General features: G+C 71.6%; 21 protein-coding genes. 9 read left to right on the top strand and 12 right to left on the bottom strand.

Going from position 1 to position 26618, the window contains the following annotated elements:
* Positions 1-31: 31 nt before the first annotated feature.
* From HD597_RS42115 to HD597_RS42100, 4 genes are read right to left on the bottom strand one after another with little or no spacing between them, the layout of a single operon-like run.
* Positions 32-1402 (bottom strand): GH1 family beta-glucosidase, encoded by a 1371-nt coding sequence (locus tag HD597_RS42115; protein ID WP_253750701.1) that lies wholly within the window; start codon positions 1400-1402, stop codon positions 32-34.
* Positions 1399-2202 carry a carbohydrate ABC transporter permease gene (locus tag HD597_RS42110; RefSeq protein WP_253750687.1) on the bottom strand — a complete coding sequence of 268 codons (804 nt, stop codon included), beginning with the start codon at positions 2200-2202 and terminating at the stop codon, positions 1399-1401. Before HD597_RS42110 ends, HD597_RS42115 begins: the two co-directional genes overlap by 4 nt.
* A complete protein-coding gene (locus tag HD597_RS42105; protein WP_253750684.1) occupies positions 2199-3161 on the bottom strand; it encodes a carbohydrate ABC transporter permease in 963 nt (320 codons plus the stop codon). Before HD597_RS42105 ends, HD597_RS42110 begins: the two co-directional genes overlap by 4 nt.
* Complete coding sequence (locus tag HD597_RS42100) at positions 3158-4462, bottom strand: ABC transporter substrate-binding protein (RefSeq protein ID WP_253750680.1); 1305 nt, start codon at positions 4460-4462, stop codon at positions 3158-3160. Before HD597_RS42100 ends, HD597_RS42105 begins: the two co-directional genes overlap by 4 nt.
* A 216-nt stretch (positions 4463-4678) precedes the next feature.
* On the opposite strand from HD597_RS42100, the gene fepB reads away from it, so the two are divergent.
* Positions 4679-5662, top strand: a complete 984-nt coding sequence (gene fepB, locus HD597_RS42095; RefSeq protein ID WP_253750677.1) for a Fe2+-enterobactin ABC transporter substrate-binding protein — start codon at positions 4679-4681, stop codon at positions 5660-5662.
* On the top strand, positions 5662-6630 hold the full coding sequence (locus tag HD597_RS42090) for an alpha/beta hydrolase-fold protein (RefSeq protein WP_253750674.1): 969 nt from the start codon (positions 5662-5664) through the stop codon (positions 6628-6630). The genes fepB and HD597_RS42090 overlap by 1 nt, the downstream gene beginning before the upstream one ends.
* On the opposite strand, the gene HD597_RS42085 is transcribed toward HD597_RS42090, so the two are convergent.
* The 4 genes from HD597_RS42085 to HD597_RS42070 are packed head-to-tail and all read right to left on the bottom strand — an operon-like array spanning position 6627 to position 11358.
* Positions 6627-7643, bottom strand: a complete 1017-nt coding sequence (locus HD597_RS42085; RefSeq protein WP_253750671.1) for a FecCD family ABC transporter permease — start codon at positions 7641-7643, stop codon at positions 6627-6629. The two genes, HD597_RS42090 and HD597_RS42085, sit on opposite strands and share 4 nt — an antisense overlap.
* Entirely contained in the window at positions 7640-8611 is a 972-nt protein-coding gene (locus HD597_RS42080) for a FecCD family ABC transporter permease (protein ID WP_253750668.1), read from the bottom strand. Before HD597_RS42080 ends, HD597_RS42085 begins: the two co-directional genes overlap by 4 nt.
* A gap of 55 nt (positions 8612-8666) precedes the next feature.
* Entirely contained in the window at positions 8667-9557 is an 891-nt protein-coding gene (locus HD597_RS42075; protein WP_253750665.1) for a serine/threonine-protein kinase, read from the bottom strand.
* A gap of 40 nt (positions 9558-9597) precedes the next feature.
* Positions 9598-11358 carry an N-6 DNA methylase gene (locus HD597_RS42070; RefSeq protein ID WP_253750660.1) on the bottom strand — a complete coding sequence of 587 codons (1761 nt, stop codon included), beginning with the start codon at positions 11356-11358 and terminating at the stop codon, positions 9598-9600.
* A gap of 76 nt (positions 11359-11434) precedes the next feature.
* Between HD597_RS42070 and HD597_RS42065 the strand changes: the two genes are divergently transcribed.
* Together HD597_RS42065 and HD597_RS42060 are read left to right on the top strand one after the other, a co-directional pair.
* Complete coding sequence (locus tag HD597_RS42065; RefSeq protein ID WP_253750657.1) at positions 11435-12205, top strand: PP2C family protein-serine/threonine phosphatase; 771 nt, start codon at positions 11435-11437, stop codon at positions 12203-12205.
* 181 nt (positions 12206-12386) lie between these two features.
* Entirely contained in the window at positions 12387-13301 is a 915-nt protein-coding gene (locus HD597_RS42060; RefSeq protein ID WP_253750654.1) for a CHAP domain-containing protein, read from the top strand.
* A gap of 18 nt (positions 13302-13319) precedes the next feature.
* On the opposite strand, the gene HD597_RS42055 is transcribed toward HD597_RS42060, so the two are convergent.
* Positions 13320-14372, bottom strand: a complete 1053-nt coding sequence (locus HD597_RS42055; protein ID WP_253750651.1) for a glucose 1-dehydrogenase — start codon at positions 14370-14372, stop codon at positions 13320-13322.
* A gap of 104 nt (positions 14373-14476) precedes the next feature.
* Here HD597_RS42055 and icmF point away from each other — a divergent pair, with 104 nt between their 5' ends.
* The 4 genes from icmF to tpx all read left to right on the top strand — a co-directional run bounded on the left by icmF (position 14477) and on the right by tpx (position 22933).
* Positions 14477-17662 (top strand): fused isobutyryl-CoA mutase/GTPase IcmF, encoded by a 3186-nt coding sequence (gene icmF / locus HD597_RS42050; protein ID WP_253750648.1) that lies wholly within the window; start codon positions 14477-14479, stop codon positions 17660-17662.
* 87 nt (positions 17663-17749) lie between these two features.
* Positions 17750-21304: a S8 family peptidase gene (locus HD597_RS42045; RefSeq protein WP_253750645.1), complete on the top strand. Its 3555-nt coding sequence runs from the start codon at positions 17750-17752 to the stop codon at positions 21302-21304.
* Positions 21305-21412: 108 nt separating this feature from the next.
* Positions 21413-22378: a hypothetical protein gene (locus tag HD597_RS42040; protein ID WP_253750642.1), complete on the top strand. Its 966-nt coding sequence runs from the start codon at positions 21413-21415 to the stop codon at positions 22376-22378.
* Positions 22379-22435: 57 nt separating this feature from the next.
* A complete protein-coding gene (gene tpx / locus HD597_RS42035) occupies positions 22436-22933 on the top strand; it encodes a thiol peroxidase (protein WP_253750639.1) in 498 nt (165 codons plus the stop codon).
* On the opposite strand, the gene HD597_RS42030 is transcribed toward tpx, so the two are convergent.
* Entirely contained in the window at positions 22926-23837 is a 912-nt protein-coding gene (locus HD597_RS42030; RefSeq protein ID WP_253750636.1) for a TIGR03619 family F420-dependent LLM class oxidoreductase, read from the bottom strand. The genes tpx and HD597_RS42030 overlap by 8 nt on opposite strands.
* Before the next feature lie 4 nt (positions 23838-23841).
* Positions 23842-24633, bottom strand: a complete 792-nt coding sequence (locus HD597_RS42025; protein WP_276083160.1) for an SAM-dependent methyltransferase — start codon at positions 24631-24633, stop codon at positions 23842-23844.
* A gap of 85 nt (positions 24634-24718) precedes the next feature.
* Here HD597_RS42025 and HD597_RS42020 point away from each other — a divergent pair, with 85 nt between their 5' ends.
* Complete coding sequence (locus HD597_RS42020) at positions 24719-25465, top strand: helical backbone metal receptor (RefSeq protein ID WP_253750614.1); 747 nt, start codon at positions 24719-24721, stop codon at positions 25463-25465.
* Here HD597_RS42020 and HD597_RS42015 read toward each other — a convergent pair.
* Positions 25458-26615 (bottom strand): ROK family transcriptional regulator, encoded by a 1158-nt coding sequence (locus tag HD597_RS42015; protein WP_253750611.1) that lies wholly within the window; start codon positions 26613-26615, stop codon positions 25458-25460. The two genes, HD597_RS42020 and HD597_RS42015, sit on opposite strands and share 8 nt — an antisense overlap.
* Positions 26616-26618: the final 3 nt, after the last annotated feature.

Here is a 26618-nt window from a genome sequence, read left to right as displayed (position 1 = left end):
CTGCACCAGGAGGGAGAGCACGTCCAAGAATCTACAGGCCGTTCCTGCCGATCACGTCCCGGTACCACAGCGCGCTGTCCTTGGGCACCCGCTCCTGCGTCGCGTAGTCCACGTGCACGATGCCAAAGCGCCGCCGGTAACCCTCGGCCCACTCGAAGTTGTCGAGCAGCGACCACACCAGGTAGCCCCGCAGGTCCGCGCCCGCCTCGATGGCCCGGTGCACCTCGCGCAGATGCCCGTCCAGGTACGCCACCCGCTCGTCGTCGTGCACCCGGCCGTCCTGCACGACGTCGTCGAAGGCCGCGCCGTTCTCGGTCACCATGAGGCCGACCTGGGGATAGTCCTGGGAGAGCCGGACGAGCAGCCTCGACAGCCCGTCCGGCACGATCGGCCAGCCCATCGCCGTCGTGGGCGCGTCCGCCGTGGCGAACCGCACGTTCTCCGAGCCCGGCCACGCGGCGTCGGCCGGCAGCCCGGGGCCCGACTCGACCACGCACGGGTTGTAGTAGTTGACGCCGACGAGGTCGATGGGGGCGTTGATCAGCTCCAGGTCGCCGTCCTGGATGTGATCGGTCCCGCCGTTGCGGGCCGCCGCGTCCAGCACCTCCTCGGGGTACGTCCCGTACACGGCCGGGTCGAGGAACTGCCTGGTCAGCAGCGTGTGGATGCGGTGCGCCGAGGCCGCGTCCGCCTCGCTGGGCACCGCCGACGGGTCGTTGACCTGGGCGGGGGTGAGCACCGGGGAGGAGTTGACGACCAGCATGATGCTGCGCGCGCCAGCCTCGCGCAGCCGCCTGGCCGCCAGCCCGTGGCCGAGCAGCAGGTGGTGGGCCGAGCGCATGGCGTCGGCCGGGCGGCGGCGGCCCGGCGCGTGCACGCCGTTGCCGTAGCCGAGGAAGGCGGCCACCCACGGCTCGTTCAGCGTGGCCCAGTCGGATACGCGGTCGCCCAGCTTGGCGTGGACGGCCTCGGCGTAGTCGGCGAAGCGGTAGGCGGTGTCGCGGTTCGTCCAGCCGCCGCGGTCTTCGAGGGCTTGAGGGAGGTCCCAGTGATAAAGCGTGACATAAGGCGAAATTTCGGCGGCTAGTAGTTCATCTACGAGCTTGTCGTAGAACGCCAGGCCGCGGGGGTTGACCGAGCCCTCACCGTCCGACTGGATGCGCGGCCAGGCCACCGAGAACCGGTAGGCACCCAGCCGCAGCTCGCGCATCAGCCCGATGTCGTCACGGAAGCGGTGATAGTGATCGCAGGCCACGTCGCCGGTGTCGCCGTCGGCCACGTTCCCGGGGGTGTGGGAGAAGGTGTCCCAGATCGACTGGCCCCGCCCGTCCTCCTTGACCGCCCCCTCGATCTGGTAGGAGGCCGTGGCGGCACCCCAGACGAAGTCCTCGGGAAAGATCATCCCTTAACAGCTCCTTGCATGATTCCACCGATGATTTGCTTGCCGAACAGGGCGAAGACGGCCACGAGCGGCAGGGTCCCGATCGCCGTTCCCGCCAGGCCGAGCACGTAGTCGTTGACGTACCCGCTGGCCAGGGTCGACAGCGCCACCTGGACGGTCGGATTGTCCGGGCTGAGCACGACCAGCGGCCAGAAGTAGTCGTTCCAGGCCGACATGAACGTCAGCATGCCCAGCACCGCCGCCGCCGGCCGCGCGGCGGGCAGCACGACGTGCCAGAACAACCCCCACGTGGTGCAGCCGTCCACCCGCCCGGCCTCCAGCAGCTCGGTGGGCAGGGCGCGCGAGAGGTACTGCGTCATGAAGAACACGCCGAACGCGTTGACCAGCGCGGGCACGATCAGCGCGTAGTTGGTGCCGGTCCACTCCAGCTTCACCATGAGCATGTAGAGCGGGATGATGCCGAGCTGGGCGGGGACCATCATGGTCGCGACCGTGATCACCAGCATGATGTTCCTGCCCCTGAACTTCAGCTTGGCGAAGGCGAACCCGGCCAGCGTCGAGAAGAACATCACCGCGATCGAGATCGACCCCGCCACGATGAACGAGTTGGCCAGCGCCAGCCCGAACGGCACGGTGTCGAAGACCCGGGAGACGTTGGCGAAGAAGTTCCCGCCCGGGATCAGCGGCGGCGGCACCTCGGCCAGCGCGGAGTTGTGCCTGGAGGCCACCACGACGCTGTAGTAGAGCGGGAACGCCGAGAAGAAGCCCACCGCGGTCAGGGTGAGGTATCGCAGTCTCACACCAGACCTCCCTTCACCTTGCGGGTGATCAGGAAGTTGATCCCGGCGACGACCACCACGGCCACGAACATCAGCCACGACGCCGCCGAGGCGTAGCCGAAGTCGAACGTCGAGTTCGCGAAGCCCTGCTCGTAGACGAACAGCGCCAGCGTCTGGAACTGGCGGTCGGGGCCGCCCGTGGCGATGCCGCCACCGCCGCCGCTGCTCTGCCCGAACAGCATGGGCTCGGCGATGATCTGCATGGCGCCGATCGTGGAGACGATGACCACGAAGATGATCGTCGGGCGGATCATCGGGATCGTGATCCGGCGGAGCTGGGTGAAGTTGCTCGCGCCGTCCAGGGTCGCGGCCTCGTACAGCTCGCGCGGCACCGCCTGCATGGCGGCCAGGAAGATCAGCGCGTTGTAGCCGGTCCAGCGCCACATGATCATCACTGAGAGGGCGACGTGTGAGCTGGCCGTGCCGGCCGCCCAGTCGATCTGGCCGACCCCGAACCAGGACAGCATCCAGTTGATCAGCCCGAAGTCCCGGCCGAAGAGTTGACTGAAGATCACCACGACCGCCACCACGCTCGTGACGTTCGGCAGCAGCAGGGAGATCCGGAACAGCGTCTGGAACCGCAGCCGCCGGTTGAGCAGGTGCGCCAGCCAGATGGCCAGCGCGAGCTGCGGCACGGTCGACAACACGCCGATGGACAGGGTGTTGAAGGTGGCGTTCCAGAAGTAGGCGTCGGCGAGCAGCGTCGAGTAGTTGCCGAGCCCGACGAACTCCTGCGTCTCGGACAGCAGCGTCCACTCGTGCAGGCTCACCCAGGCCGTGTAGACCAGCGGGAACAGGCCGAAGGCGCAGAACAGCAGGAAGAACGGGGCCACGTAGGCGTACGGCGACACCCTCACGTCGAGGGTGTGCCGCACGCTGCGCCTACGCCGTCGCGTGACCGCGAGGGGAAGGGTGCTCATTTGATCTTCTTGACGTCCTCGAGCACCTGGGCCCACGCCTCGTCCGGCGTCTGCTTGCCCTGCTCCACGCGGCCGAGGCCGTTGCCGATGGCCGTGCGCACGTCGGCCTCCTTGGGCCCGAGGTGCTGCGGCTTGAGCGCCTTGGCGGCGTCGGAGTAGATCTTGCCGATGGGGGCGTCGCCGAAGAACGGCTTGGTGAAGTTCTGGATCGACGGGTCGTCGTACAGGGCCGGGATGGACGGGAACGTGCCCTCCTCCTTGAAGACCTTGGCCTGGTTCTCCTTGGAGGTGAGGAAGTCGATCAGCTCGGCCGCCTCCTTGGGGTGCTTGCTCTGCTTGGGCACCATCAGGTGTGAGCCGCCGCTGTTGCCGGAGCCGCCGGGCACGTTGGCGATGTCCCACTTGCCGGCCGAGTCCTTGGCCTGCTCCTGGATGAAGCCGGTCATCCAGGCCGGGCAGATGATCGTGGCGAACGAGCCCTTGGCGAAGCCGGTGTTCCACGGTGGCGAGAAGGCGGCCAGCTTGGCGGTCAGGCCGTCGGCGGTGAGCCGGTTCGACAGGTCCCAGGCCTTCTTCACGTCGGGGTTGGAGTCGACGATGATGTTGTCCTGGGCGTCGTACAGGCCGACGGGCGCCTGGTTGACCATGGCGCGGAAGATCTCACCGGGGGAGTCCACGAACTTGGCGCCGGCCACGTTCGCCCCGGCGAACTTCTTGCCCGTCTCGATGTACTGCTCCCAGGTCGGCCAGAGCGCCGACACCTCCTCGCGGTCCTCGGGCAGCCCCGCCTTCTTGAACAGGTCCTTGCGGTAGCACATGGCCAGCCCGCCCACGTCGGTGCCGAGGCCGAGGACCTGCGCGCCGTCCTTGCTCAGGCCCTGCTGCCACTTCCAGTCGAGGTAGTCGGCCTGGCGCTTGTCGAGCCCGTACTGCTTGAGGTCGGTGAACTTGCCCGGCTGCGCGGTGAACGTGCTGATGTAGCCCACCTCGACCGCCGCGACGTCCCCCGCGCCGGCGTTCGTGGCCAGCCGCTTGACCAGGTTGCTGTGGTGGTCGTTGAACTGCGTGACGTTCTCGACGATCTCGATGTTCGGGTGGGTCTTCTTGTATTCCTCGTAGAGCGGCTTGAAGCCGAAGTCACCGAACAGGTCGACCGTCAGCTTGATCTTCTCTCCGGGCTTGGCGCTCGACTCGGTGGCGGTGTCGCCTCCGCCGCCGCCTCCTCCGCCGCACGCCGTCGCCAGGGCGAGAACGGACGCGGTGAGCAACGGCAGGCCGAGCCGCCGAATGCGAGGGGCCATGGGAAACCCTCCTGGGTCAGGCTTGCAGGATCTGGTGAGAGAGCGCTCTCTCATGAGAGTCCCGGTGCTCACATGCTGCTGTCAACGGAGGTTAAATAACGATCCGGGTTACCCGAGAGAGCGCGTTCAGCGGCGGGCGCACCCCTCGGCGGACTCACCTAAGGGTTAGGTTAGGCTGCCCTAATTGAAATTAGGCATACCTAACTTGGAGTTGATGTGGCATCCCTCATCCGCGCCGGCCTCGCGGCGCTCCTGGCGGCGGTCAGCCTCACCGCGTGCGGGTCCGGCGGCGAGGAGGCCGCCGGGGCCTCGGCGCAGAGCGGCCCGACACGTACGGTGCAGCACGAGGCCGGCACGACCGAGGTGCCCGCCACACCGAAGCGCATCGTGTCCACCAGCGTCACGATGACCGGCCAGCTGCTCGCGATCGGCGCCCCCGTCGTGTCCTCCCAGGCGACCCCGCCCGGCCCCATCACCGACGCCAACGGCTTCTTCAAGCAGTGGTCCGACGCGGCCGCCAAGGCCGGCGTGACCGTGCTGTACCAGGGTTACGAGGCCGACATCGAGAAGGTCATCGCGGCCAAGCCCGACCTCATCGTCGGCAGCGCCTCCGGCGCCGACAGCACCGCCAAGGTCTACGACCAGCTCAAGGCCGTCGCGCCGACCATCCTGTTCCGGCACGACAACGTGACCTGGCAGGAGCTGAGCACCAAGCTCGGCCAGGCGCTCGGCCTCGAGGCCAACGCCGCCAAGGTCGTCGCCGACTACGACGAGCGCGTCGCCGAGGTCAAGACCAAGATCAAGCTTCCCGCCGAGGACGCCGTCATCCTGCGCGACAACAACACCGACATCCCGGTCTTCACCGAGGCCTCCGCCCAGGGCGGCCTGCTCACCGCGCTCGGCTTCAAGCTGCACCCGGTGGACGTGGCCCTGGCCGCCGAGTCCAGCAAGGAGGGCGGCGGCCGCAAGGACATCGTGAACATCTCCCAGGAGAACGTCATCAAGGCCTTCGGCGACAGCTCGCTCTTCTTCGCCGGTCACAGCGCCGAGCAGATCGCCGCCACCGAGGCCAAGGCCCTGTGGAAGGACCTGCCCGCGGTCACCGGCGAGCGGGTCTACGACCTGGGAGCCGACGCCTTCCGCATCGACTACTACAGCGCCTCCAACATCCTCGGCCGGATCGAGCAGCAGTTCTCCTGATGCGCGATCTCCCGCCGCGGGTCCCCAGGCCCGCACCTCCGCAGACCCTGCCCGCTCCCACGCTCGACCTGGACGTCTCGCCTCTGGTGACCGAGGTGGACGCCGGCCACCGGGCCGTGACGTTCTCGTGGCGCGGGCAGGCGGCGGAGGTGCGGGTGCTGGCCAACAAGCTGACCCATGACACCGACGCCGCGCTGATGGAGCGCACCGGCGACCTGTGGCACCGCACGTACCTGGTGCCGGCCGGCTGGCGTGCCTCGTACCGGCTGTCCGTGGACGGCGCCCCGCTCACCGACCCGCTCAACCCGCGGGTCTGGCAGGGCTTCTCGATCGCGGAGACCGCCCCGCCGTCGCCCTGGCTCGCCCCGGGCGGCGAGCCGCGGCACGAGCTCACCCGCCACCCCGTCGGGTGGCGCTACGACCCGCTACGCCCGCCGCGCGCCACGCTCGTCGTGCTGGACGGCGAGCACTGGGCGGACGACCTGCCGGTCATGCTCGACAACCTCATCGAGGCGGGGGCGCTGCCCCCGGTCACGGCCTGGCTGGTGGAGTCGGGGCCCGATCGGGCGCGGCGGCTCACCTGCGACCCCGAGTTCGTGGACGCGCTGCCGTACGAAGGGGCGACCGTGATCGCCGGGCAGAGCTTCGGCGGGCTGGCGGCCGTCTACGCCGCCCACCGCCGGCCCGACCGGTTCGTGGCGGCGGTGTCGCAGTCGGGCTCGTTCTGGTGGCCCAACGGCCCTTCACCGGAGTGGCTCACGAGCGAGCTGTCCGGCACCGCGCCACCCACCGTGCACCTTCAGGTCGGCACCGACGAATGGGCCCTGACGGGGCCGACGGAGCGGCTGCGGGAGCGGCTGGGGGAGGCGAGCACGTTCCGCACGTACGCGGGCGGGCACGACCGCTACTGCTGGCGCAACGAGCTCGCCGACGCCCTCATCACCGCCTTCGCCGCCCTGCCCCGCTAACGGCGCCACTCCCGGTACAGCAGCCAGGCCAGGTACAGCCCGCCGAGCCCCCCGGTCAGCACTCCCACGGGAAGCTGGCCGGGCGTGGGCAGCCGCTGGGCCACCAGGTCGGCGGCCGCCAGCAACAGGGCCCCCATGGCGGCCGACGAGCCGATCCCGGGACCGGGCGCCCGGGTGACGCGCCTGGCGAGCTGCGGGGCCGCCAGCGCCACGAACCCGACGGGCCCCGCGCTGGACACCGCCACCCCGGACAGCCCGACCGCGACCAGCAGCAGCACCAGCCGCAGCCGCTCCACCCGCAGGCCCAGCGCGCCCGCCGCGGCGTCCCCCATCTCCATCAGCGCGGCGGACCGGCTCAGCCCCAGCGCGACCGGCAGCCCTGCCGCGACGGCCAGCGCCACGGGCCAGACCCGGTCCCAGTTCGCCCCCGCGAGGCTTCCGATCAGCCACACCTTGGCGCCCTGCGACTCGTACAGGTCGGCCCGGGTCAGCAGGTACGCGATCAGCGAGTGCAGCATCGCCGTCACCCCCACCCCGACCAGCACCAGCCGCGTCCCCTTGACGCCCCGCCTGAAGGACAGCGCGTACACCAGCAGCCCCGCCGCCAGCCCGCACGCCAGCGCCCCCAGCGAGACGCCCTGCCCGGTCTCGGACCCGAGGACGAGGATCATCAGGACGGCTCCGGCGGCGGCTCCCGCGTTCACGCCGATGATGTCCGGGCTGCCCAGCGGGTTGCGCGACAGGCTCTGCACCACCGCCCCGCCGGCGCCCAGCGCCGCCCCGACGAGCAGGGCCAGCAGCACCCGGGGCGCCCGCAACGTGTAGACGACCAGCTCGGTGGCGGCGTCGCCGTACCCGAAGAGCGTCCGCAGCGCGTCGCCCGTGGACAGGGCCGAGCCGGTGCTCAGCGCCACCAGGGCGAGCGCGGCGCTCGCCGCGAGCAGGCAGCCGATCACCACGCAGGCCCGCACGTGGACGCGCAGCGCCAGCCCCGGGATCCGCAACGTCCTCACGCCGCCACCGCCTTGCGCCGCCGCAGCAGATAGATGAAGATCGGCCCGCCCACGAACGCGGTCACGATGCCGCTCTCCAGCTCCCCCGGCCGCACGACCACCCGCCCCAGCACGTCGGCGGCCAGCAGCAGCGCGGGGGCGAGCAGGGCCGAGTACGCCAGCACCCAGCGGTGGTCGGGCCCGGTGAAGGCGCGTACGGCGTGCGGCGCCATCAGCCCGATGAACCCGATCGGCCCGGCCGCCGCCGTCGCCGCCCCGCACAGCAGCGTGATCGCCACTCCGGCCAGCAGCCGGGTACGCCCCAGCCGCACGCCCAGCGCCTGCCCGGTCTGCTCGCCCAGCGCGATCACGTTCAGCCCGCGCCCGAGCCCCAGCGCCAGCAGCGCCCCCACGAGCACGAACGGCGCCACCTGCGCCACCACGTCCAGCGAGCGCCCGGCCAGCGCGCCGACGTCCCAGAACCGCCACTGGTCGAACACGCCGGAGTCCAGCGCCAGCACCCCGTTGATCGCGGCCACCAGCGAGGCGCTGATCGCGGACCCGGCCAGCACGAGGCGGGTGGGGTGGTGGGCGCCGAGCGCGTACACGGCCACGGCCGCCACCAGCGCGCCTCCCATCGAGAACCACACCCAGGTGGTCATGTCGTGCGCCCCGAAGAACAGGATCGAGCAGACGACGGCCAGCGAGGCGCCCGAGTTCACGCCGAGCAGCCCCGGGTCGGCCAGCGGGTTGCGGGTCAGGCCCTGCATGAGCGCGCCCGCCAGGCCCAGCGCCAGGCCGACGCAGAGGCCGAGCAGCGTGCGGGGCAGGCGCAGGTCGTGGATCACGGCGGCCGTCTCGCCGCCGTCGGGGTGCCAGAACTGCTGCCACACCTCACCGATGGGTATCGCCTGCGCGCCGACCGCCAGGCTCAACGCCGCCGTGACCACCAGCACCGCCAGGGACAGCCCGAGTCCCGTCCACCGCATTCGATCTCTCCTTGTTAGGCAAGGCTTACCTTAGCGGTGGCTCGCGGTGGGGAGGTCAGGTGGTCAGGACGCGTCCGGCCATCCGGGCGTACATGCGGCCCGGGCTCGGCGCCTCGGCCAGGAACCCGGGCAACATCGGCAGGTCCACGGCGAAGGGGTCGAGGCGCTCGTACAGCTCCTCGGCGTCGGCGGGCCGGTCGTCCGGCTGCTTCTCCAGCAGTTGCGCCAGCAACGCGCTCAGCGGCTCCGGCAGGCCCGGGATCCGCGGCGGCCGCTCCTTGACCTGCTTCTCGAAGACCACGTAGTCGGTCGGGCCGGTGAAGAGCTGCCGCCCGCTCAGCATCTCGTGCAGCACGCACCCGAGCGAGTACAGGTCGCTGCGCGGCTCGGCGACGCCGTGCTGGATCTGCTCGGGAGCCATGTACGCCGGAGTCCCCAGGATCTGCCCGATCCTGGTGAACGTCGTGACGTCCGACTCCCGCAACATGGCCAGCCCGAAGTCCAGCACCTTCACGCTGCCGTCGGGGCAGAGCATGAGATTGGTCGGCTTGAGGTCGCGATGGCAGATCGCCAGGGCGTGCGCCGCCGACAGCACCGCGCACGCCTGCGCCGCGATCGCCGCCGCCCACGGCACCGGCAGCGGGCCGTGCTCGTGCACCACGTCGGCCACCGTGACGCCCTCGATGAACTGCATCACCTGGTAGAGCCGCTGCTCGTGAGTGCCGAAGTCGTACAGGACGGGAGCTCCCGGATGCTCCAGCCTGGCCAGGATGCGCGCCTCGCGGATGAACCTGCGCTCCAGCTCGTGATCGGGCCCGCTGGGCAGCCGCAGCAGCTTCACCGCGACCCGCCGGTCCAGGTGGCGGTCGTGGCCGGCGTAGACGGCGCCCATGCCACCTTGCCCAAGGGGGAGGTCGTCGAGCTCATAGCGGTCACCGATGACCATCAACGCCCCTCCCGCAGCCTTTCGGGGAAAAACTACACCGTCAGGACTGCGGGTGCAGGTGCCCGTCCGCGAGGCCGTCGAGGCCCAGCCGGATCAGCGTCTGCCCCAGCGTCGAGGTCTCACGGATGGCGTCCTCCAGCACGGCCAGTTGCCTGAACGCCTCGCCGTACGCCTTCTGCTCCTTCAGCGACAGCCGCGGCAGGCGGGTGCGCCGCACGTCGAACCTGCTGGAGCCGGTCGTCACCCGCCCGCCGGCGGCCCGCAGGAAGCCGGCCAGGAAGTCGGGGTCGAGCCGGCGCGCGTCCACCCGGTACAGCGTCAGGTGCGGCCCCAGCACGGCGCCGCCGCCGTCCTCCACCACCCGCACGGCCGAGTAGGAGGCCACCACGTCGCCCGGCTGGAGCGGCACGAGGCCCTGCTGCACGGCGGCCAGGCCGGACGGGGCGCCGCCGGTGAGCACGTCGTCGGCGGTCAGGACCGGCACGTCGCCGCCGTCGGCGGACATCTTGGGCGGGGCCTGCGACGTGGTCACCAGCCCCTCCTTGATCAGGTCGCCCAGCGTGGTCGCGGGCTGGTCGAGCGGCTGCTCCAGCACCTTCAGGTCCGGCGGCACGGCCGCCGCCGCGAGGAAGCGGTCGCGGGCCTCGGTGAACGCCCGGCCCACGTCGTCGTGCCGCTGGTGCCGGGCCGGGGTCATGTCGACCTCGTCGGCCAGCAGGTCGATGATGCGTACGGTCTGGTCGGAACGGTCCTCCAGGTACGCCTGCCAGGCCGGCTCGACCACCGACAGGTCGGCCGTGGCGTCCAGGATGAGCACCTCGGACGGCGGCCGCTCACCGGCCGCCGGGCGGCGCAGCAGCCAGAGGTCGGAGCCGGGCAGCGCGACGACCGCCCGTAGCGCGCCCGCGCGCAGCAGGTTGGCCCGGATGCGACGGCCCGCCTTGCGGCTGGCGGCGGCCGGCGGCATGAGGATGGCGACCAGGCCGCGCGGCTTGACGTGGGTGAGGCAGTGCTGCACCCAGGCCAGCTCGGGCTCGCCGCGCGGCGGCAGCCCGTACTCCCAGCGCGGGTCGCCGGTCAGCTCCTCGTAGCCCCAGGCCCGCTCGTTGAACGGCGGGTCGCACACCACGGCGTCGGCCCGCTCGCCCGCGAAGCCGTCGTGCCGCATGGTGTCGCCGGCCACGATCGTGGCCTCGACGCCGCGCAGCAGCAGCCTGGAGGCGGTGATGGCGGCCGAGGTCTCGCTGAGCTCCTGCCCGAGCACCCGCACCGGGGCGCCCGGGGCGAGCAGCAGGGTGCCGACGCCGCAGGCCGGGTCGAGCACGGTCGCGCCGCCGGCGCCCACGAGGCGCACCATCAGCGCGGCGACGTCCTCCCGGGTGACCGAGAGCTGCCGGGAGTGGGCTTCGAGGTAACGCTCGCAGAGGAACTCGTACGCGGCCGACGCGCCGTGCCGCTCGCCCAGCTCGCGGACGAGCTCGGCCAGCTCGCTGTCGAGCCCGCCGTCGGTGTCCGCCCTGGTCAGCAGCGATCCGGCCTGGGCGACCAGCTCACCCAGCCGCAAATCGCCCGCGGCTTTCAGGCGTTGCCAGACCCGATCTCCCAGCGATACCTGGTAGGACTTCCCATAGCGCCGCAGCCAGGACTCGACCTGCCGCAGCGAGAACAGCGGCTGGTTGGCGGTTCCGCCGACGGGCTGGGGGAAGTCGTCGTGGCGACGGCGCCAGTTGCTCACCGCGGCACGCCCGACACCTGCGAGCCGGGCGATGTCCCCGGCGTTCACGGTCGGGTCGTGGCTCATGGAGCCCACAGTAGTTCACAAGAGTCTTCAGCGCATCTGCTTGTGAAGTCTTTCAACCAATGATTTACTGCAGGGTATGAAGCACAACATCCGCTATGCCGCCGGATCAGACGTGGGCCGTCGCAGGGAGCAGAACGAGGATTCTGGCTACGCGAGCGGCCGGTTGCTCGTGGTGGCTGACGGGATGGGTGGACACGCGGCCGGCGAGCTGGCGAGCTCGGCGGCGATCGCCGTCATGCGCGAGCTGGATGCCACGCTTCCCGAGACCGGCTCGGATCTGGAGGCGGCCCTGGAGGGCGCCGTGCACGAGGCGGCTCGCAGGCTGGTCGAGCTGGCCGAGATCGACCCCGCGCGCAGGGGCATGGGGACCACGGTGACCGCCATGCTGTGGGATGGCTACCACTTCGCCCTGGCTCATCTCGGTGACTCCCGCGGATACTTGCTTCGCGATGGCGCGCTCTACCAGATGACCAAGGATCACACACTTGTGCAGTCGATGGTGGACGAAGGCCGGATAACGGAGGATCAAGCCGCGGTGCACCCCCGCCGTTCGATGGTGCTGCGGGTGCTGGGCAGCGAGGGCAGGGCCGAGCCCGACATGGCGCTGCGCGAAGCCGAGCCTGATGATCGCTACCTCCTCTGCTCCGACGGGCTCACGACCGTGCTCGGGCCCGAGATGCTGCACGAAGTGCTGACCACGGTGACAGACCCGGCGGCATGCGTCCAGCGGCTCATCGACCTGGCGAACGAGGGTGGCTCGCCGGACAACGTGACCGTGATCGTGGCCGACGTGGTCGCTCCCGGGATGGGCGACGAGGGCGTCTACCGGGTGGGCGCCGGCTCCTAACAGCAGTAGTAGCCGGTCCCCTCGGCCACAGGAGCCACATAGCCACAATTTAGGCTCACAACCAGACACTTTCCGGGTGATACGCGCAATTCCGCGGTGGCGCTACTACAGTCCATCGTGATTTGTCGGTTTTCTGGGAGGAGTCACCCTGGACCCGATCGCGGATGAGCTGCTGAAGACGGTGCGGCAGGAACTCGGCTACAAGGAGAAGAGCGGCCAGTTCACCAAGTTCGGCCAGTGGTACGCGGATCGCGTCCAAGACACCCAGTACCGCGACGCGCCATGGTGCGACATGTTCCTCGCCTGGGCCGCGAACAAGTCCGGCCTCTCCGACTACGTCGGCGAGTTCGCCTGGACGCCTTCCCACGCGGCCTGGTTCATCCAGCAGAACGCCTGGAGCCGGCAGCCCGAGCCGGGAGCGCTGGTCTTCTTCGACTGGCGTGGCGGCAAGAGCTACAAGGGCATCGACCACGTCGGGGTCGTGGAGCGCGTCGAGGGCAAGAAGATCCACACCATCGAGGCGAACGTCGATCGGGTCTGGCTCAAGCGCAAGACCAGGGAGACGGACAAGGTCGTCGGATACGGCATCCCGCGCATGGTCAAGGGGAACCTGGAGCGGCTGGACGAGATCCGCTCGACCGAGCGGCCCTTCGTCGCGCCGCCCCGCTCCGAGACCGGGCACGGGTCGCCGCTGGACGTGCTGGGCACGCCGCCCGCGTTATTGGCCGCGATGGTGCTCATGACCATCGTGCTCTCGCTGCGCGTCACCGGCCGCCGCCGCGGCTCCCACCGCCGCCTGCCGTGGCTGCCCTGGCGTGGCGGCCCGGCCGGGCCTCCGGCGGGGCCGAGGGTCCCCTCGCCCAGGAACCCGTTCACGGGGGCAGGCGAGGACAAGGCTCTCCTGGTGAAGACGGCCGGGGACTCCGGGCGGGCGCAGGAGCATGGTGACGCGGCGCTCGCGGAGCAGGCGCAGGCGCAGGCCAAGGCCCGTCCGGCCGCGGCCGGCGCGCAGGGCGGGCGCCCCTCGAAGGCGCGGGTCCCGGCGGGCGCCGGCCGCCCGGGCCCGAAGCGGCGCAAGCCCTACGACCCGAGCTGAGCACCACGGGCGGTGCCGCTAGGACGTCAGGTCGATGACGGCCTTGACGTCGTTCTCGTCCGGCTGGAAGGCCTCCAGGGCGCGCGACAGCGGGATCCGGCGCGTGATCAGCCGCTCCAGCCACCCCCGATCCGCCGCCGCCAGCGCGGCCGCCGCGTCGCGGTAGTGGCGGAGGTTGGCGTTGACGGTGCCGAAGATGACGTCGTTCTCCAGGACGATGTCCCGGTTGATCACCCCCGCGTCCACCCGGTGCGTACGCCCTCCCGGAGCCAGCCCGCACAGGCACACGATCCCCGCCGCCGCAGTGGTGATCATGGAGTCGATGACGAGCTGCCCCGCCCCGGTGCACTCGATGATGACGTCCGGCTTGGCCTTGGCGAAGGGCTCCAGCGTAGAGGCCGAGTGGTAGGTCCCGCCGAGCGCCTCCACCAGGTCCGACTTGTGCCCGCGCGGCGCCCGGTCGAGCACGTGCACCTCCATGCCGCGCTGGCGTCCGAACAGCGCGGCCAGCAGCCCGATCGGCCCCGCGCCCGTGACGAGCAGCGTGTGCGGGTCGAACCAGGTGCGCGAGCCGATCCGCTCGATCTGCTCCCACGCCTTGGCCACCACCGACGCGGGCTCGACCAGCACGCCGACGTCCGCCAGCGAGGGGTCGAGACGCACCGCGTAGGCGGCCTCCACGGTCCACTTCTGGCTGCCGTACCCGTCGATCTCCTTGATGCCGCGTTCGGTGTAGCGGCCGTTGCGGCACATGTCGAACTCGCCGTGCGCGCACGCCCCGCACGGCTCCGGGTCGGGCCGGCGGACCACGCCCACCACCAGGTCCCCCGGCGAAAACGCGGAGCCGTCCGGAGACTCCAGCACGCGCCCGAGCGACTCGTGGCCGATGACCATGCGCTCTCTGCCCGGCGGGGGCCAGCCGTACTCGGCCTGCTCCAGCTCCCTGTCCGTCCCGCAGATGCCCAGGGCCAGCCCCTGGACCAGCAGCTCACCCCGCCCCGGCTCCGGGTCCGGCACCTCCTCCACGTCGAGCGTGCCCTTCTGACCTGGCACGAACGTCAGCGCGCGCATCGGCGTCACCCCCTCGTCAGGCCCTCTACCCCGGACGCCCTTGGGAAATAGTAGGACGTCCTAGTATCTTCGGAAGAAGAGGCCCCACTAAGGAGTGATCAGGCGTGCACGTCCCGGCTCACCCAGTACGCTTCGTGACCGCCGCTGCCCTGTTCGACGGGCACGACGCGGCGATCAACATCATGCGGCGCATCCTCCAGTCCCAGGGGGCCGAGGTCATCCACCTCGGGCACAACCGATCGGTGGACGAGATCGTCACCGCGGCGATCCAGGAGGACGTCCAGGGTGTGGCGATCAGCTCGTACCAGGGCGGCCACGTGGAGTTCTTCTCCTACCTGGTGGAGCTGCTGCGCGAGCGCGGCGCCGGGCACGTCAAGGTGTACGGCGGCGGCGGAGGCGTGATCGTCCCGGAGGAGATCGAGCTGCTGCACTCGCGCGGCGTCACCCGCATCTTCTCGCCCGAGGACGGCCAGCGGTACGGCCTGCCCGGCATGATCAACAAGCTGATCGAGGACTGTGACGTCGAGCTGGGCGACCCGCCGCCGGTGGAGGCCGTGGTCTCCGGCGACCAGGCGGCGCTGGCCCGCGCGATCACCCTCATCGAGTCGGGCCGCGCCCCCGAGGGCCTGGCCGAGGGGCTGCGCGCGGCGGGCAGGCAGGCCCCCGTGCTCGGCATCACCGGTACGGGCGGCTCCGGCAAGTCCTCGCTCACCGACGAGCTGGTCCGCAGGTTCCGCGTCGACAACGACGACAAGCTGCGCATCGCGATCATCGCCATCGACCCCACCCGCAGGCGGGGCGGCGGCGCGCTGCTCGGCGACCGCATCAGGATGAACAGCCTGAGCCCCCAGACCTACTTCCGCTCCCTGGCCACCAGGGGCGCGGCCAACGAGGTGCCCGCCTGCCTCGACGACGTGATCGCCGCCTGCCGGGCCGCCGGCTACGACCTGGTGATCGTGGAGACGCCGGGCATCGGCCAGGGCGACGCGGGCATCGTGCCGCACGTGGACGTGCCGATCTACGTGATGACGCCGGAGTTCGGCGCGGCCTCACAGCTGGAGAAGATCGACATGCTCGACTTCGCCGAGGCCGTCGTGATCAACAAGTACGAGCGGCGCGGCGCCGAGGACGCCCTGCGCGACGTGCGCCGCCAGCTCGTGCGCAACCGCGAGGCCTTCGGCGTGTCACCCGACGACATGCCGGTCTTCGGCACCATCGCCGCCCGCTACAACGACGCCGGCGTGACGGCCCTCTACCACCACCTCAAGCCGCTGCTCCCGACCGGTGACGGCGGCCCCGGGCTGCTCGCCCCGGTGGCCGGCCGCACGTCGCAGGCGTCGGCCGCGATCGTCCCGCCCGCCAGGTCCCGCTACCTGGCCGACATCGCCGAGACCGTGCGCGCCTACCACGCCGAGACGCTCGCGCAGGCCGAGGTGGCGCGCCGCCGCCAGCAGCTCGCCGCCGTCCGCGACCTGCTGAGCGAGGACGGCGCGCGGGAGAGCGAGCGGGTGGAGCGGGAGCTGTCCGAGGAGAGCCGCGCGCTGCTCGACGGCTGGCCCGCCGTCAGGGAGCGGTACTCCGCCGACGAGCTGGTCGTGAAGGTGCGCGACCGCGAGATCCACACCCCGCTCTGGCGGGAGACGCTGTCCGGCAACCGCATCCCGCGGGTGGCGCTGCCCCGCTACCACGACCACGGCGACCTGCTGCGCTTCCTCAGGAGCGAGAACCTGCCGGGCATGTTCCCGTTCACCGCCGGCGTGTTCCCGTTCAAGCGCGACGACGAGGACCCGACCCGGATGTTCGCCGGTGAGGGCGACCCGTTCCGCACCAACAGGCGGTTCAAGCTGCTGTCGGAGGGGCAGCCCGCGACCCGGCTGTCCACGGCGTTCGACTCGGTCACGCTGTACGGCAACGACCCCGACGTCCGGCCCGACATTTACGGAAAAGTCGGCACTTCGGGGGTGTCCATCGCGACCCTCGACGACATGAAGGCGCTCTACGACGGCTTCGACCTGGCGGCGCCCAACACGTCCGTGTCGATGACCATCAACGGCCCGGCCCCGACCATCCTGGCGTTCTACCTCAACGCCGCCATCGACCAGGCCAGGGACCGCTTCCGCGCCGAACACGGCCGCGACCCCGGCGAGGCCGAGGACCGCGACCTGCGCGCCCGCACGCTCGCCACCGTCAGGGGCACGGTCCAGGCCGACATCCTCAAGGAGGACCAGGGGCAGAACACCTGCATCTTCTCCACCGAGTTCTCCCTGCGGATGATGGCCGACATCCAGGAGTGGTTCATCGCGAACGGCGTCAGGAACTTCTACTCGGTCTCGATCAGCGGCTACCACATCGCCGAGGCCGGGGCGAACCCGATCAGCCAGCTCGCGTTCACGCTGGCCAACGGCTTCACGTACGTGGAGGCGTACCTGGCCAGGGGCATGAAGATCGACGACTTCGCGCCGAACCTGTCGTTCTTCTTCTCCAACGGCATGGACCCCGAGTACAGCGTGCTCGGCCGGGTGGCCCGCCGCATCTGGGCGGTGGCCATGCGCGAGCGCTACGGCGCCGGCGAGCGCTCGCAGAAGCTGAAGTACCACATCCAGACCTCGGGCCGCTCCCTGCACGCCCAGGAGATGAACTTCAACGACATCCGCACCACCCTCCAGGCCCTGATCGCCGTCTACGACAACTGCAACAGCCTGCACACCAACGCCTTCGACGAGGCCGTGACCACCCCGTCGGCCGACTCGGTGCGCCGCGCCATGGCCATCCAGCTCATCATCAACCGCGAGTGGGGCCTGGCCAGGAACGAGAACCCGCTGCAGGGCGCGTTCATCGTCGAGGAGCTGACGGACCTGGTCGAGGAGGCGGTGCTGGGCGAGTTCGAGCGGCTGTCGGACCGGGGCGGCGTGCTCGGCGCGATGGAGACCGGCTACCAGCGCGGCAAGATCCAGGACGAGTCCATGCTGTACGAGATGCGCAAGCACGACGGCTCCCTGCCCATCGTCGGGGTGAACACGTTCACCAAGGACACCGACGAGCCGGCGCCGCACAAGCTGGAGCTCGCCAGGGGCACCGAGGAGGAGAAGCAGTCGCAGTTGCGGCGGCTGCGCGACTTCCACGAGCGCAACCGCTCCGAGGCGGCTGCCCAGCTCTCCCGGCTGCGGGAGGCGGCGATGTCCGACGGCAACGCGTTCGCCGTGCTCATGGAGGCGGCCCGCCACTGCTCGCTGGGCCAGATCACCGACGCCCTGTTCGAAGCGGGAGGCCAGTACCGCCGCAACGTGTGAGGCTTGATGGCGGGGTTGTGTCACGGCGGGTTTTCGCCAGCCGGATGACCTTCCCCGCCGATCACCCGAACCGGTGGAATCCGGTTCATGCCCCTCACTTCCAGAAGCCTGACCGGCGTCCTGGCGGCGGCGCTGGCGGCGACCGGCCTGTCCGCGCCCTCAGCGGCGCACGCGGACACCCGGCCGGCCGCGCAGAGCCCGCACGAGACCGAGATCACCCTCATCACCGGCCACCGGGTGCACTACGTGGACGGCCCCGGCGACCAGGACACCGTCACCGTCGACCGCCCGGCGGACGCCCAGGGCGGCGTCCAGGTCCAGCAGGCCGGCGGCGACGTGTACGTGGTGCCCGACGAGGCCGTGCCGCTGATCGCCGCCGACCGGCTGGACCGGCGGCTGTTCAACGTCACCGCGCTGGCCGAGATGGGATACCACGGCAGCCCGCCGGTGATCGTCTCCTACGACGGCCCGGCGCCGCGCTCGGCGACCGGCGCCCAGGTCGTGCGCGCCCTGCCCAGCGTCAAGGGCGCGGCGCTCCAGCTCGGCGCGGACCCCCGCCCGTTCTGGAAGGCGCTCGGCACGGCCAGGTCGGGCCCGGCCAAGGTGTGGCTGGACGGCAAGGCCAGGGTCGCGCTGAAGGAGAGCGTGCCGCAGGTCGGCGCGCCGCAGGCGTGGGCGGCCGGCCTCGACGGCACCGGCGTCAAGGTCGCCGTGCTCGACACCGGCGTGGACGACACCCACCCCGACCTCAAGGACCGCATCGCCGAGTCCACCAGCTTCGTGCCGGGCGAGGAGGTCAAGGACGTCAACGGCCACGGCACCCACGTGGCCTCCACGGTCGCCGGCACCGGCGCCGCGTCGGGCGGCGGCAACAAGGGCGTCGCCCCCGGCGCCGAGCTGCTGATCGGCAAGGTGCTCGGCGACGACGGCTACGGCCAGGACTCGTGGATCATCGCGGGCATGGAGTGGGCGGCGGCCAGGGCCGAGATCGTCAGCATGAGCCTGGGCAGCAGCCTGCCGGACGGCGGCGCCGACCCCATGGCCCAGGCCGTGGACAACCTGTCGGCGCAGCACGGGACGCTGTTCGTGATCGCCGCGGGCAACAGCTACGGCGAGGGCACGATCGGCGCGCCCGGCTCCGCGGCCTCGGCGCTGACCGTGGGCGCGGTGGACAAGGCCGACGAGCGGGCGGCGTTCTCCAGCATGGGGCCGCTCGACCGGACGTACGGCCTCAAGCCCGACATCTCCGCGCCCGGGGTCGGGATCGACGCGGCGCACTCGTCGCACAACACCGAGGCGGACGGGCCGTACTGGAAGCTGGACGGCACCTCCATGGCCACCCCGCACGTCGCGGGCGCGGCGGCCATCCTGCTCCAGCGGCACCCCGAGTGGACCGGGCAGCGGCTCAAGGACGCGCTGATGAGCTCGGCGAAGCAGCTCGCGTACACGCCGTTCGAGCAGGGCACGGGCCGGCTCGACGTGGCGGCGGCGGTGAGGGCCACGGTGACCGCGACGGGCTCGGTGCCCACCGCGTTCTACGACTGGCCGCACGCCGCCGGCGACCCCAGGACGGATCGCACGATCACCTACCGCAACGACGGCGACGCCGAGGTCACGCTCGACCTGGCGGTCAGCGGCTCGACGGCGGCCACGTTGTCCGCGCCGCGGCTCACCGTCCCGGCCCGCGGCTCCGCCGAGGTCACGCTGAGCATCGACCCCGCCGCCCTGGAGCCGGGCGCGAGGACGTCCGGGCTGGTCACGGCCACGTCGGGGGAGACGTCCGTGCGCACCGCGTTCGGCGCGGTCAAGGAGCGCGAGCTGTACGACCTGACGCTGAAGCTGCGCGACCGTGATGGCGAGCCCGCCGCCGGGCGGGTGGTGCTGGCCTCGTTCGGCGGCGACATGGTGCCGTACGACGTGGACGGCGAGCGGGTGCTGCGCCTGCCGCCGGACACGTACATGGCGTTCTCGCTGCTGGAGGTGGAGGGCGAGCGCGCCGACGCGCGCGGCATGGCCCTGCTGGTCGACCCCGAGACCGTGCTCGACGGGAACAAGGAGGTCGTCCTCGACGCGAGCGAGGCCAGGCCGGTCGGGGTCAGCGCGCCGAAGCTCGCCGAGCGGCGGCAGACGCAGCTCGACTTCGCCAGGACCGTTCCGGGCCAGGACGACCCGATCAGGCTCGGCTACGTCCTGCCCATCTGGTACGACAGCGTGTACGTCTCGCCCACCGAGAAGGTCACCAAGGGCACGTTCGACTACCTGACCCGCTGGCGCCTCGGCGAGCCGAACCTCACGCTCGACGTGCCGGGCCGCCCCCCGCTGGTCACCACCGTGCAGGGCGGCGGCACGCTCGCCGACGGCCGCTCGCTGCTGCGCACGGTCAGCGCGGGCAAGGGCGCGGCGCAGGACTACGCGGGCGTGGACGTCCGGGGCAAGGCCGTGATCGTCACCCGCAGCGCCGAGGTCCCGGCCGAGGAGCGGGCCGGGCAGGCCGTCGCGGCCGGCGCCAAGCTGCTGGTGGTCGTCAACGACGAGCCGGGACGCCTGTACGAGAGCTATGGCGAGGGCCTGCCGATCCCGGTCGTGCTGGTCACCCGCGACGAGGGCGCCGCACTGGCGGGCAAGCTCGCCGTGGTCGAGCAGAAGACCTACGCCTCCTACCTGTACGACCTGGTGGACCTGCACAAGGGCGCCGTGCCCGACCGCGACCTGACCTACCGCGCCCGCGGCCTGGCCGAGGTCCGCGGCGTCTACCGGGGCGCCACCACCGGCCAGGAGGGCGGCGGCTTCCGCTACAACCTGGCGGACGGCTGGGGGCCGGCGATCGGGTTCCAGGAGCGCGAGTACTTCCCGGCCGAGCGCACCGAGTGGGTCACGACCGGGTCCGGCTACCGCTGGTACGAGAACCACTTCATCGGCGGCGCGGACGACTGGGAGATGCGGCAGAAGCCGAAGACGTACCGGGCGGGCCAGCGGGTCACGCACGAGTGGTTCGCGCCGATCGTCCGGCCGCGGCTGAGCACCGAGTACTGGGGGCCGTTCCGCGACCAGGGCAACGGCATGCAGTTCAACATCCCGCCGCTGGCCGACGGCACGCCGGGGCACTCCGGCGGTGGCGGCGACGAGTACGCGACCATGTCGATCGCGCTCCACCAGGGCGACAGGCTGATCAGGAAGTCCGCGGGGCGCGCCATGGCCGTCTGGGACGGCCTGCCCGAGGAGGCGGCGCCGTACCGGCTCACGCTCGACGTGAACAGGAACGCCGACCGCTGGCGCACCTCCGTCCGGACCCGCACCGAGTGGGGCTTCACCTCGGCCCCGGTCGATCCGGAGGGTCCGTACCAGGTGGACATCCCGATGTTGCAGCTCGACTACGACGTCAAGGTCGTCGGCCCGATCGTGAAGATCGGCCTGTCGGCGACCACGCAGGAGTGGCTGGACGCCCCGAGCAGGGCGAACAGGGCCACGCTTTCGGTCTCCTACGACGACGGCAGGTCGTGGCAGCCCGCCGTGCTCGTGCCGACCGGCAGGGGCGAGTGGGCCACCGCCGTCCGCGCCGGCTCCCTGTCGCTCAAGGCCACCGCGTCCGACGCGAAGGGGAACACGGTGAGCCAGGAGATCATCCGGGCTCTCGTGAGCTGAATAACCGTGCAGTCACGATTCGGGGCCGAAGACGACTATGTCGCCTTTGGCCCCATTTTCTCTCCCATACTGGTCGGCGTTCCGGGCGATCAGAGGGAGACGGGCACCGTGCTGGAGGCGCTGGGTCTCACGGCGGGGGAGGAGGCCGTCTACCGCTTCCTGATCGCCACGCCCGGCACCACCGCCGACCTCGTCACCGCCCTCGACCGGCCGGCGTTCCAGGTCGAGGCGGACCTCGCCGCCCTGTCCGGGCGCGGGCTGGTCTCCCGCCACCGGGACCGGTACGCCGCCGCCCCGCCGTCCGTGGCGCTCGGCGGCCTGCTCACCGCCCGCCGGGAGGAGCTGCGCACCGCGGAGCTGGCCATCGTGGCGCTGGCCGAGCAGCACCGGATGGCCGCCGCCGACCGCGCCGTCGGCGACCTGATCGAGGTCGTCACAGGAGTGGAGGCGGTACGCCAGCGCTTCCTGCAGATCCAGTGGGCCGCGCGCGAACGGGTCCGCTCGTTCTCCACGGCGCCGTTCGTGGCCGTGCCGCCCAGCGACAACACCGCCGAGGACCGGGGCGTGGACCGCGGCGTCGAGTACATGGTGGTGGTCGAGCGCGAGGTCCTGGCCGCGCCCGGCGCGGTCGCCGGCACCGTCGACTCCATCCGCAGGGGCGTGCGGGTCAGGGTGGCCGACAAGCTGCCGATCAAGCTGATGATGGCCGACTCGGAGCTGGCGCTGGTCCCGCTGACCACCCAGCCGGGCGGCGAGCCCGCCGCCGTGCTGCTGCACCGCAGCGGGCTGCTGGCCGGGGTGGAGGCGCTGTTCGAGGCGGTGTGGCAGCGCTCCTACCCGCTGCGCGCCGACGCCCTGGACACGCTGGAGGAGCAGCGCGAGCCCGAGCTCGGCGAGCTGGACAGGAAGATCCTCGGGCTGCTGCTGTCGGGCCTGACGGACGAGGCCGTGGCCGGCCAGCTCGACCTGTCGCTGCGCACGCTCCAGCGTCGGCTGCGGGCGCTGATGGATCTGGCGGGCGTGCGGACGCGGGTCCAGCTCGGCTGGCACGCGGCCCGCCACGACTGGGCCTGACAGGGGACGCCGATAGGATCACGATGCTGGGAGAACATCGTTATCAGGAGGCTTTCCATGTCCGTCACCTTCAAGGGCAACCCCATCACCGTGGCCGGCACCTTCCCGAAGCCCGGCGACAGCGCTCCCGCGTTCCGCCTCGTGGGCGCCGACCTGGCCGAGCGCACGCTGGCGGACTTCGGGCAGCAGACCAAGGTCCTCAACATCTTCCCGAGCGTCGACACCGGCGTGTGCGCGGCCTCCGTGCGCCGCTTCAACGAGGTCGCCGCCGAGCACCCCGACGTGGCGGTGCTGTGCATCTCGGCCGACCTGCCCTTCGCCCAGAAGCGCTTCTGCGGCGCCGAGGGCCTGGAGAACGTGACCACGCTGTCGCTCATGCGGGGCCGCGAGTTCCTCGACGACTACGGCGTCTCCCAGGAGTCGGGGCCGCTGGCCGGGCTGGCCGCGCGCGCGGTGGTCGTGCTCGACGGCGACAACAAGGTGATCTACTCCGAGCTCGTGCCGGAGATCACGCAGGAGCCCGACTACGACGGCGCGCTGGCCGCCATCAAGTAGGCCCGTAGCGCGCCGCCTGCTCGGCCTGGAAGGCGACCGCCAGGTCGAGCAGGTGCTCATCGCTCGTCGCGGTGTGCTGCAGGTCCAGGATGACCTCGTGCGCCCCGGCCTCGGCCGCGCTCGCGAGGTACGCGGCGATCCCGGCGACGGTGCCGCTCCTCGGCGGCGTGCCGTCGTCGGTGACCAGCGGGTTGCAACGCAGGATCATGCGCAGGCCGGCGGGGTCGCGGCCGGCCTGCTCCGCGGCGCGGCACACGGTCTGCCACATCGACGTGAGCACGGGGATCGGCAGCGCGGCCGTCAGCCAGCCGTCGCCCCTGCGTCCGATGCGGCGCAGCGCCGCCTCCGAGAAGCCCGCCAGGTAGAGCGGCGGGCGCCGGGCCGGCTTGGGCTCGATGTGGCTGGGCGCGATCGTCCACAGCTCGTGCTCGTACGACACCGGGTCGGTGGTCCAGATCGCCTCCAGCGCGTCGAGCGTGGCCTCGTAGCGCCGGGCCCGGCCCTGCCACGGCACGCCGGCGGCGGCGTACTCGTCGGAGGACCAGCCCAGGCCGAGGCCGGCGTCGAGCCGCCCGCCGCTGAGACGGTCGATCGTGGTGAGCGATCGCGCCAGCACGACCGGGGCGTACCAGCAGGCGTTGAGCGCGCTGGTGCCCAGCCGCACGGCGGAGGTCGCCGACGCGGCCACCGACAGCACCGCGAACGGGTCGAGGAACACCCGGTGCGCCTCCGGGATGCGCCCGTCGCCTCCCGGGTAGCGGTCCTTCGGCGCCAGCGGCGTGAGCAGCCGGTCGCCGGCCCACAGGCTGTGCAGGCCCATCGACTCGGCCGCGCGCGCCACCCGCAGCACGCTGGACAGCCGCGCGAACCTGCCGTACTGCGGCACCGCCAGCCCGATCTTCATGGCCTCAGCCCTTCCTGCCCACGCCGCCCAGGGCCAGCGACGACTGCGGCCCGTCGCCGAAGTCGATCAGATCGGCCTGCTCGGGACGCCACTCGGGCAGCCAGACCAGACCCGGCTCCACCAGCTCGAAGCCCCGGAACAGCCCGGCGATCCGCTCCCGCCCGCGCAGCGTGAGCGGCGTGTCGGCGCTCCGGTAGACCTCGGTGGCCCGCTCGACGACCGCCGCCCTGGCCTCGCTGGTGCCGTGCGACAGGACCAGGTAGCTGCCGGGGGCCAGCGCGTCGCGGAGGGTCGCGACGATCTCCTCGGGCTCGTCGGTGTCCTGGACGTAGTGCATGACCGCCGTCAGCAGCACGCCCACGGGCCGGTCGAAGTCGAGCGCGGCCAGCACCTCGGGATCCTTCAGCAGCGCCTCGGGCTCGCGCAGGTCGCCCGCGACCACGGTCGTGTCGCCCTGGCCGGCCAGCAGCGCCCTGGCGTGCACAAGCACCACCGGGTCGCGATCGACGTAGACGACCCGCGCCGCGGGGGCCACCTCGTGCACGTTGCCGGGCGCGGGCAGGCCGGGGCCGATGTCGAGGAACTGCTCGACGCCCGACTCGGACAGGAGCCGCACCGCCCGGCCGAGGAACGCGCGGTTGGCCCGCGCCGCCGCGCGCAGCTCGGGAGCCACCTCCAGGATCCGCTCCGCCGCCGCGCGATCGGCGGGGAAGTGGTCCTTGCCGCCGAGCAGGTAGTCGTAGAGCCTGGCCACGCTGGGCGTTTTCGGATCGAAGCCGAGCGACTCCCGCTGCAACCGCGTCCCCCGATCACGAGTTGACGATCTTCGGCCCGAAGTCTACGGCCCCGGGCCGACAAACGATCATCATAGGCTTACCGGCGTGGACGACACCGATATCCCCGTGAAGATCCCCGGCACCGTGCGGCGGATCGTCTCCCTGGTGCCCTCGCTGACCGAGTCGGTGGCGGCGACCCTGCCCGGCGCGCTGGTCGGGGCGACCGACTGGTGCTCGCACCCGGCGGACCTCGACGTGGTCAGGGTCAGGGGCACCAAGAACCCCGACCTCGACGCGATCAGGCGGCTGCGCCCCGACGTGGTGCTGTGCAACGCCGAGGAGAACCGGCCCGCCGACATCGAGGCCCTGCGGGAGTCGGGCCTCGCGGTGTGGGTGACCAGGATCGAGACGGTGTCGGAGGCCTTCGCCTCCCTGGAGCGCATGTTCGCCGTCGCGTGCCGTACGGAGCCGCCCTCGTGGCTGGCACGGGCGCGGGAGGCGTGGCAGGCGCCCTTCGACGGGCCGAGGCGGACGGCGATCGTGCCGATCTGGCGCCGGCCGTGGATGGTGGTGGGACGCGACACGTTCACCGGCGACGTCCTCAGGCTCCTCGGCGTGGACAACCTGTACGCCGGCCACCCCGAGCGCTACCCGAAGATCCCCCTCGCCGAGCTGAACGAGCGGCGCCCCGGCCTCGTGGTCCTGCCCGACGAGCCCTACGCCTTCAGCGACACGGACGGCCCCGAGTCCTTCCCCGGCCTGAGGTGCGTGCCGGTCAGCGGACGCCTGCTCACCTGGTACGGCCCCTCGCTCGTGGAGGCGCCCGCCCTGCTGCGCGGCGCCCTCAGTTGACCAGGTTCGCCTTCTCCGCCAGGGCGGCGTCCACGGAGGCGGGGGAGAGCACGTGCTCCATGACGATCACCGCCATCCCGACGATCCCCGCCCGGTCGCCCAGCGAGCTCGTGACGATCTCCAGGTTGCGCGTCGTGTACGGCAGGCTGCGCCGGTAGACGATCTCCCTGATGCCCGTCAGGTAGTGCTCCCTGGTCTCCGCCATGTCGCCGGCCAGCACCAGCACGCCCGGGTTGAGCAGGCTGACCGCCGTGGCCAGCACCACGCCCAGCGTGCGCCCGGCCTCCTGGACGCAGGCGATGGCCCCGGGGTCGCCGGCCTGCACGAGCCGGACCACGTCGCGGCTGGAGGCCACCTCCAGGTCGGTGGCCACGGCGTGGCCGCTGGCCAGCGAGGCCACGCAGCCGCGCGAGCCGCAGGTGCAGACCCGGTCGTCGGTCTCGCGCAGCCGCACGTGCCCGATGTTGCCGGCGGCCTCCTCGACGCCGCGATAGATCTGCCCGTCGAGGATGATGCCGGTCCCGATCCCGGTGGACACCTTGATGAGCACCAGCGAGTCGGTGTCGCGCCACGACGACCACCACTCGCCCAGCGCCATCGCGTTGGCGTCGTTCTCCACGAGGATCGGCACGTCGAAGGTGGACCGGATCGCCTCGCGCACCGGATGGTCGTCCCATCCGGGCATCAGGAACGACCTGATCACCCGCCCGGAGGCGTGGTCGACCGAGCCGGGCAGGTCGAGGCCGATCCCGCACACCTCCGCGGCCGGCCGCCCCACCCTGTCCAGCATGCGCTGGAACGCCTCGCGCACCCACGACAGCACGGCGTCGGGGCCGAGCTCGATGCGCATCTCGGTGTGCTCCTCGGCCAGGGGCCGGGCGGCCAGGTCGGTGAGCGCCACCCTGGCGTGGGTGGCGCCCAGGTCGGCCACCAGCATCAGGCGCCTGGTGGCGTCCACGTCGAGCACCGAGGGCGGCCGCCCGCCCCCGGAGGTGCCGACGCCGGACTCGTGGATGTAGCCGGCGTCGATGAGCCGGTCGACCCGGTCGGTGATCGTCGAGCGGGACAGGCCGGTGAACTCGATCAGTTCCTTGCGCGTCCGGCAGGAGCCATCGCGGATGAGCTGGAGGATCTGCCCTGCCGTCAGCATGGT

Source organism: Nonomuraea thailandensis (assembly GCF_024172165.1).
Lineage (GTDB): Bacteria > Actinomycetota > Actinomycetes > Streptosporangiales > Streptosporangiaceae > Nonomuraea > Nonomuraea thailandensis.
Note: the sequence above shows the minus strand (reverse complement) of the source record. Positions and strands in the feature narration are given on the sequence as shown.

Excerpts from the sequence above, each read along its gene's own strand:
- HD597_RS42115 (WP_253750701.1), bottom strand. The coding sequence starts at position 1,402 with ATGATCTTTCCCGAGGACTTCGTCTGGGGTGCCGCCACGGCCTCCTAC.
- HD597_RS42105 (WP_253750684.1), bottom strand. The coding sequence starts at position 3,161 with ATGAGCACCCTTCCCCTCGCGGTCACGCGACGGCGTAGGCGCAGCGTG.
- HD597_RS42100 (WP_253750680.1), bottom strand. The coding sequence starts at position 4,462 with ATGGCCCCTCGCATTCGGCGGCTCGGCCTGCCGTTGCTCACCGCGTCC.
- HD597_RS42090 (WP_253750674.1), top strand. The coding sequence starts at position 5,662 with ATGCGCGATCTCCCGCCGCGGGTCCCCAGGCCCGCACCTCCGCAGACC.
- HD597_RS42080 (WP_253750668.1), bottom strand. The coding sequence starts at position 8,611 with ATGCGGTGGACGGGACTCGGGCTGTCCCTGGCGGTGCTGGTGGTCACG.
- HD597_RS42075 (WP_253750665.1), bottom strand. The coding sequence starts at position 9,557 with ATGGTCATCGGTGACCGCTATGAGCTCGACGACCTCCCCCTTGGGCAA.
- HD597_RS42070 (WP_253750660.1), bottom strand. The coding sequence starts at position 11,358 with ATGAGCCACGACCCGACCGTGAACGCCGGGGACATCGCCCGGCTCGCA.
- HD597_RS42065 (WP_253750657.1), top strand. The coding sequence starts at position 11,435 with ATGAAGCACAACATCCGCTATGCCGCCGGATCAGACGTGGGCCGTCGC.
- HD597_RS42055 (WP_253750651.1), bottom strand. The coding sequence starts at position 14,372 with ATGCGCGCGCTGACGTTCGTGCCAGGTCAGAAGGGCACGCTCGACGTG.
- HD597_RS42045 (WP_253750645.1), top strand. The coding sequence starts at position 17,750 with ATGCCCCTCACTTCCAGAAGCCTGACCGGCGTCCTGGCGGCGGCGCTG.
- tpx (WP_253750639.1), top strand. The coding sequence starts at position 22,436 with ATGTCCGTCACCTTCAAGGGCAACCCCATCACCGTGGCCGGCACCTTC.
- HD597_RS42030 (WP_253750636.1), bottom strand. The coding sequence starts at position 23,837 with ATGAAGATCGGGCTGGCGGTGCCGCAGTACGGCAGGTTCGCGCGGCTG.
- HD597_RS42015 (WP_253750611.1), bottom strand. The coding sequence starts at position 26,615 with ATGCTGACGGCAGGGCAGATCCTCCAGCTCATCCGCGATGGCTCCTGC.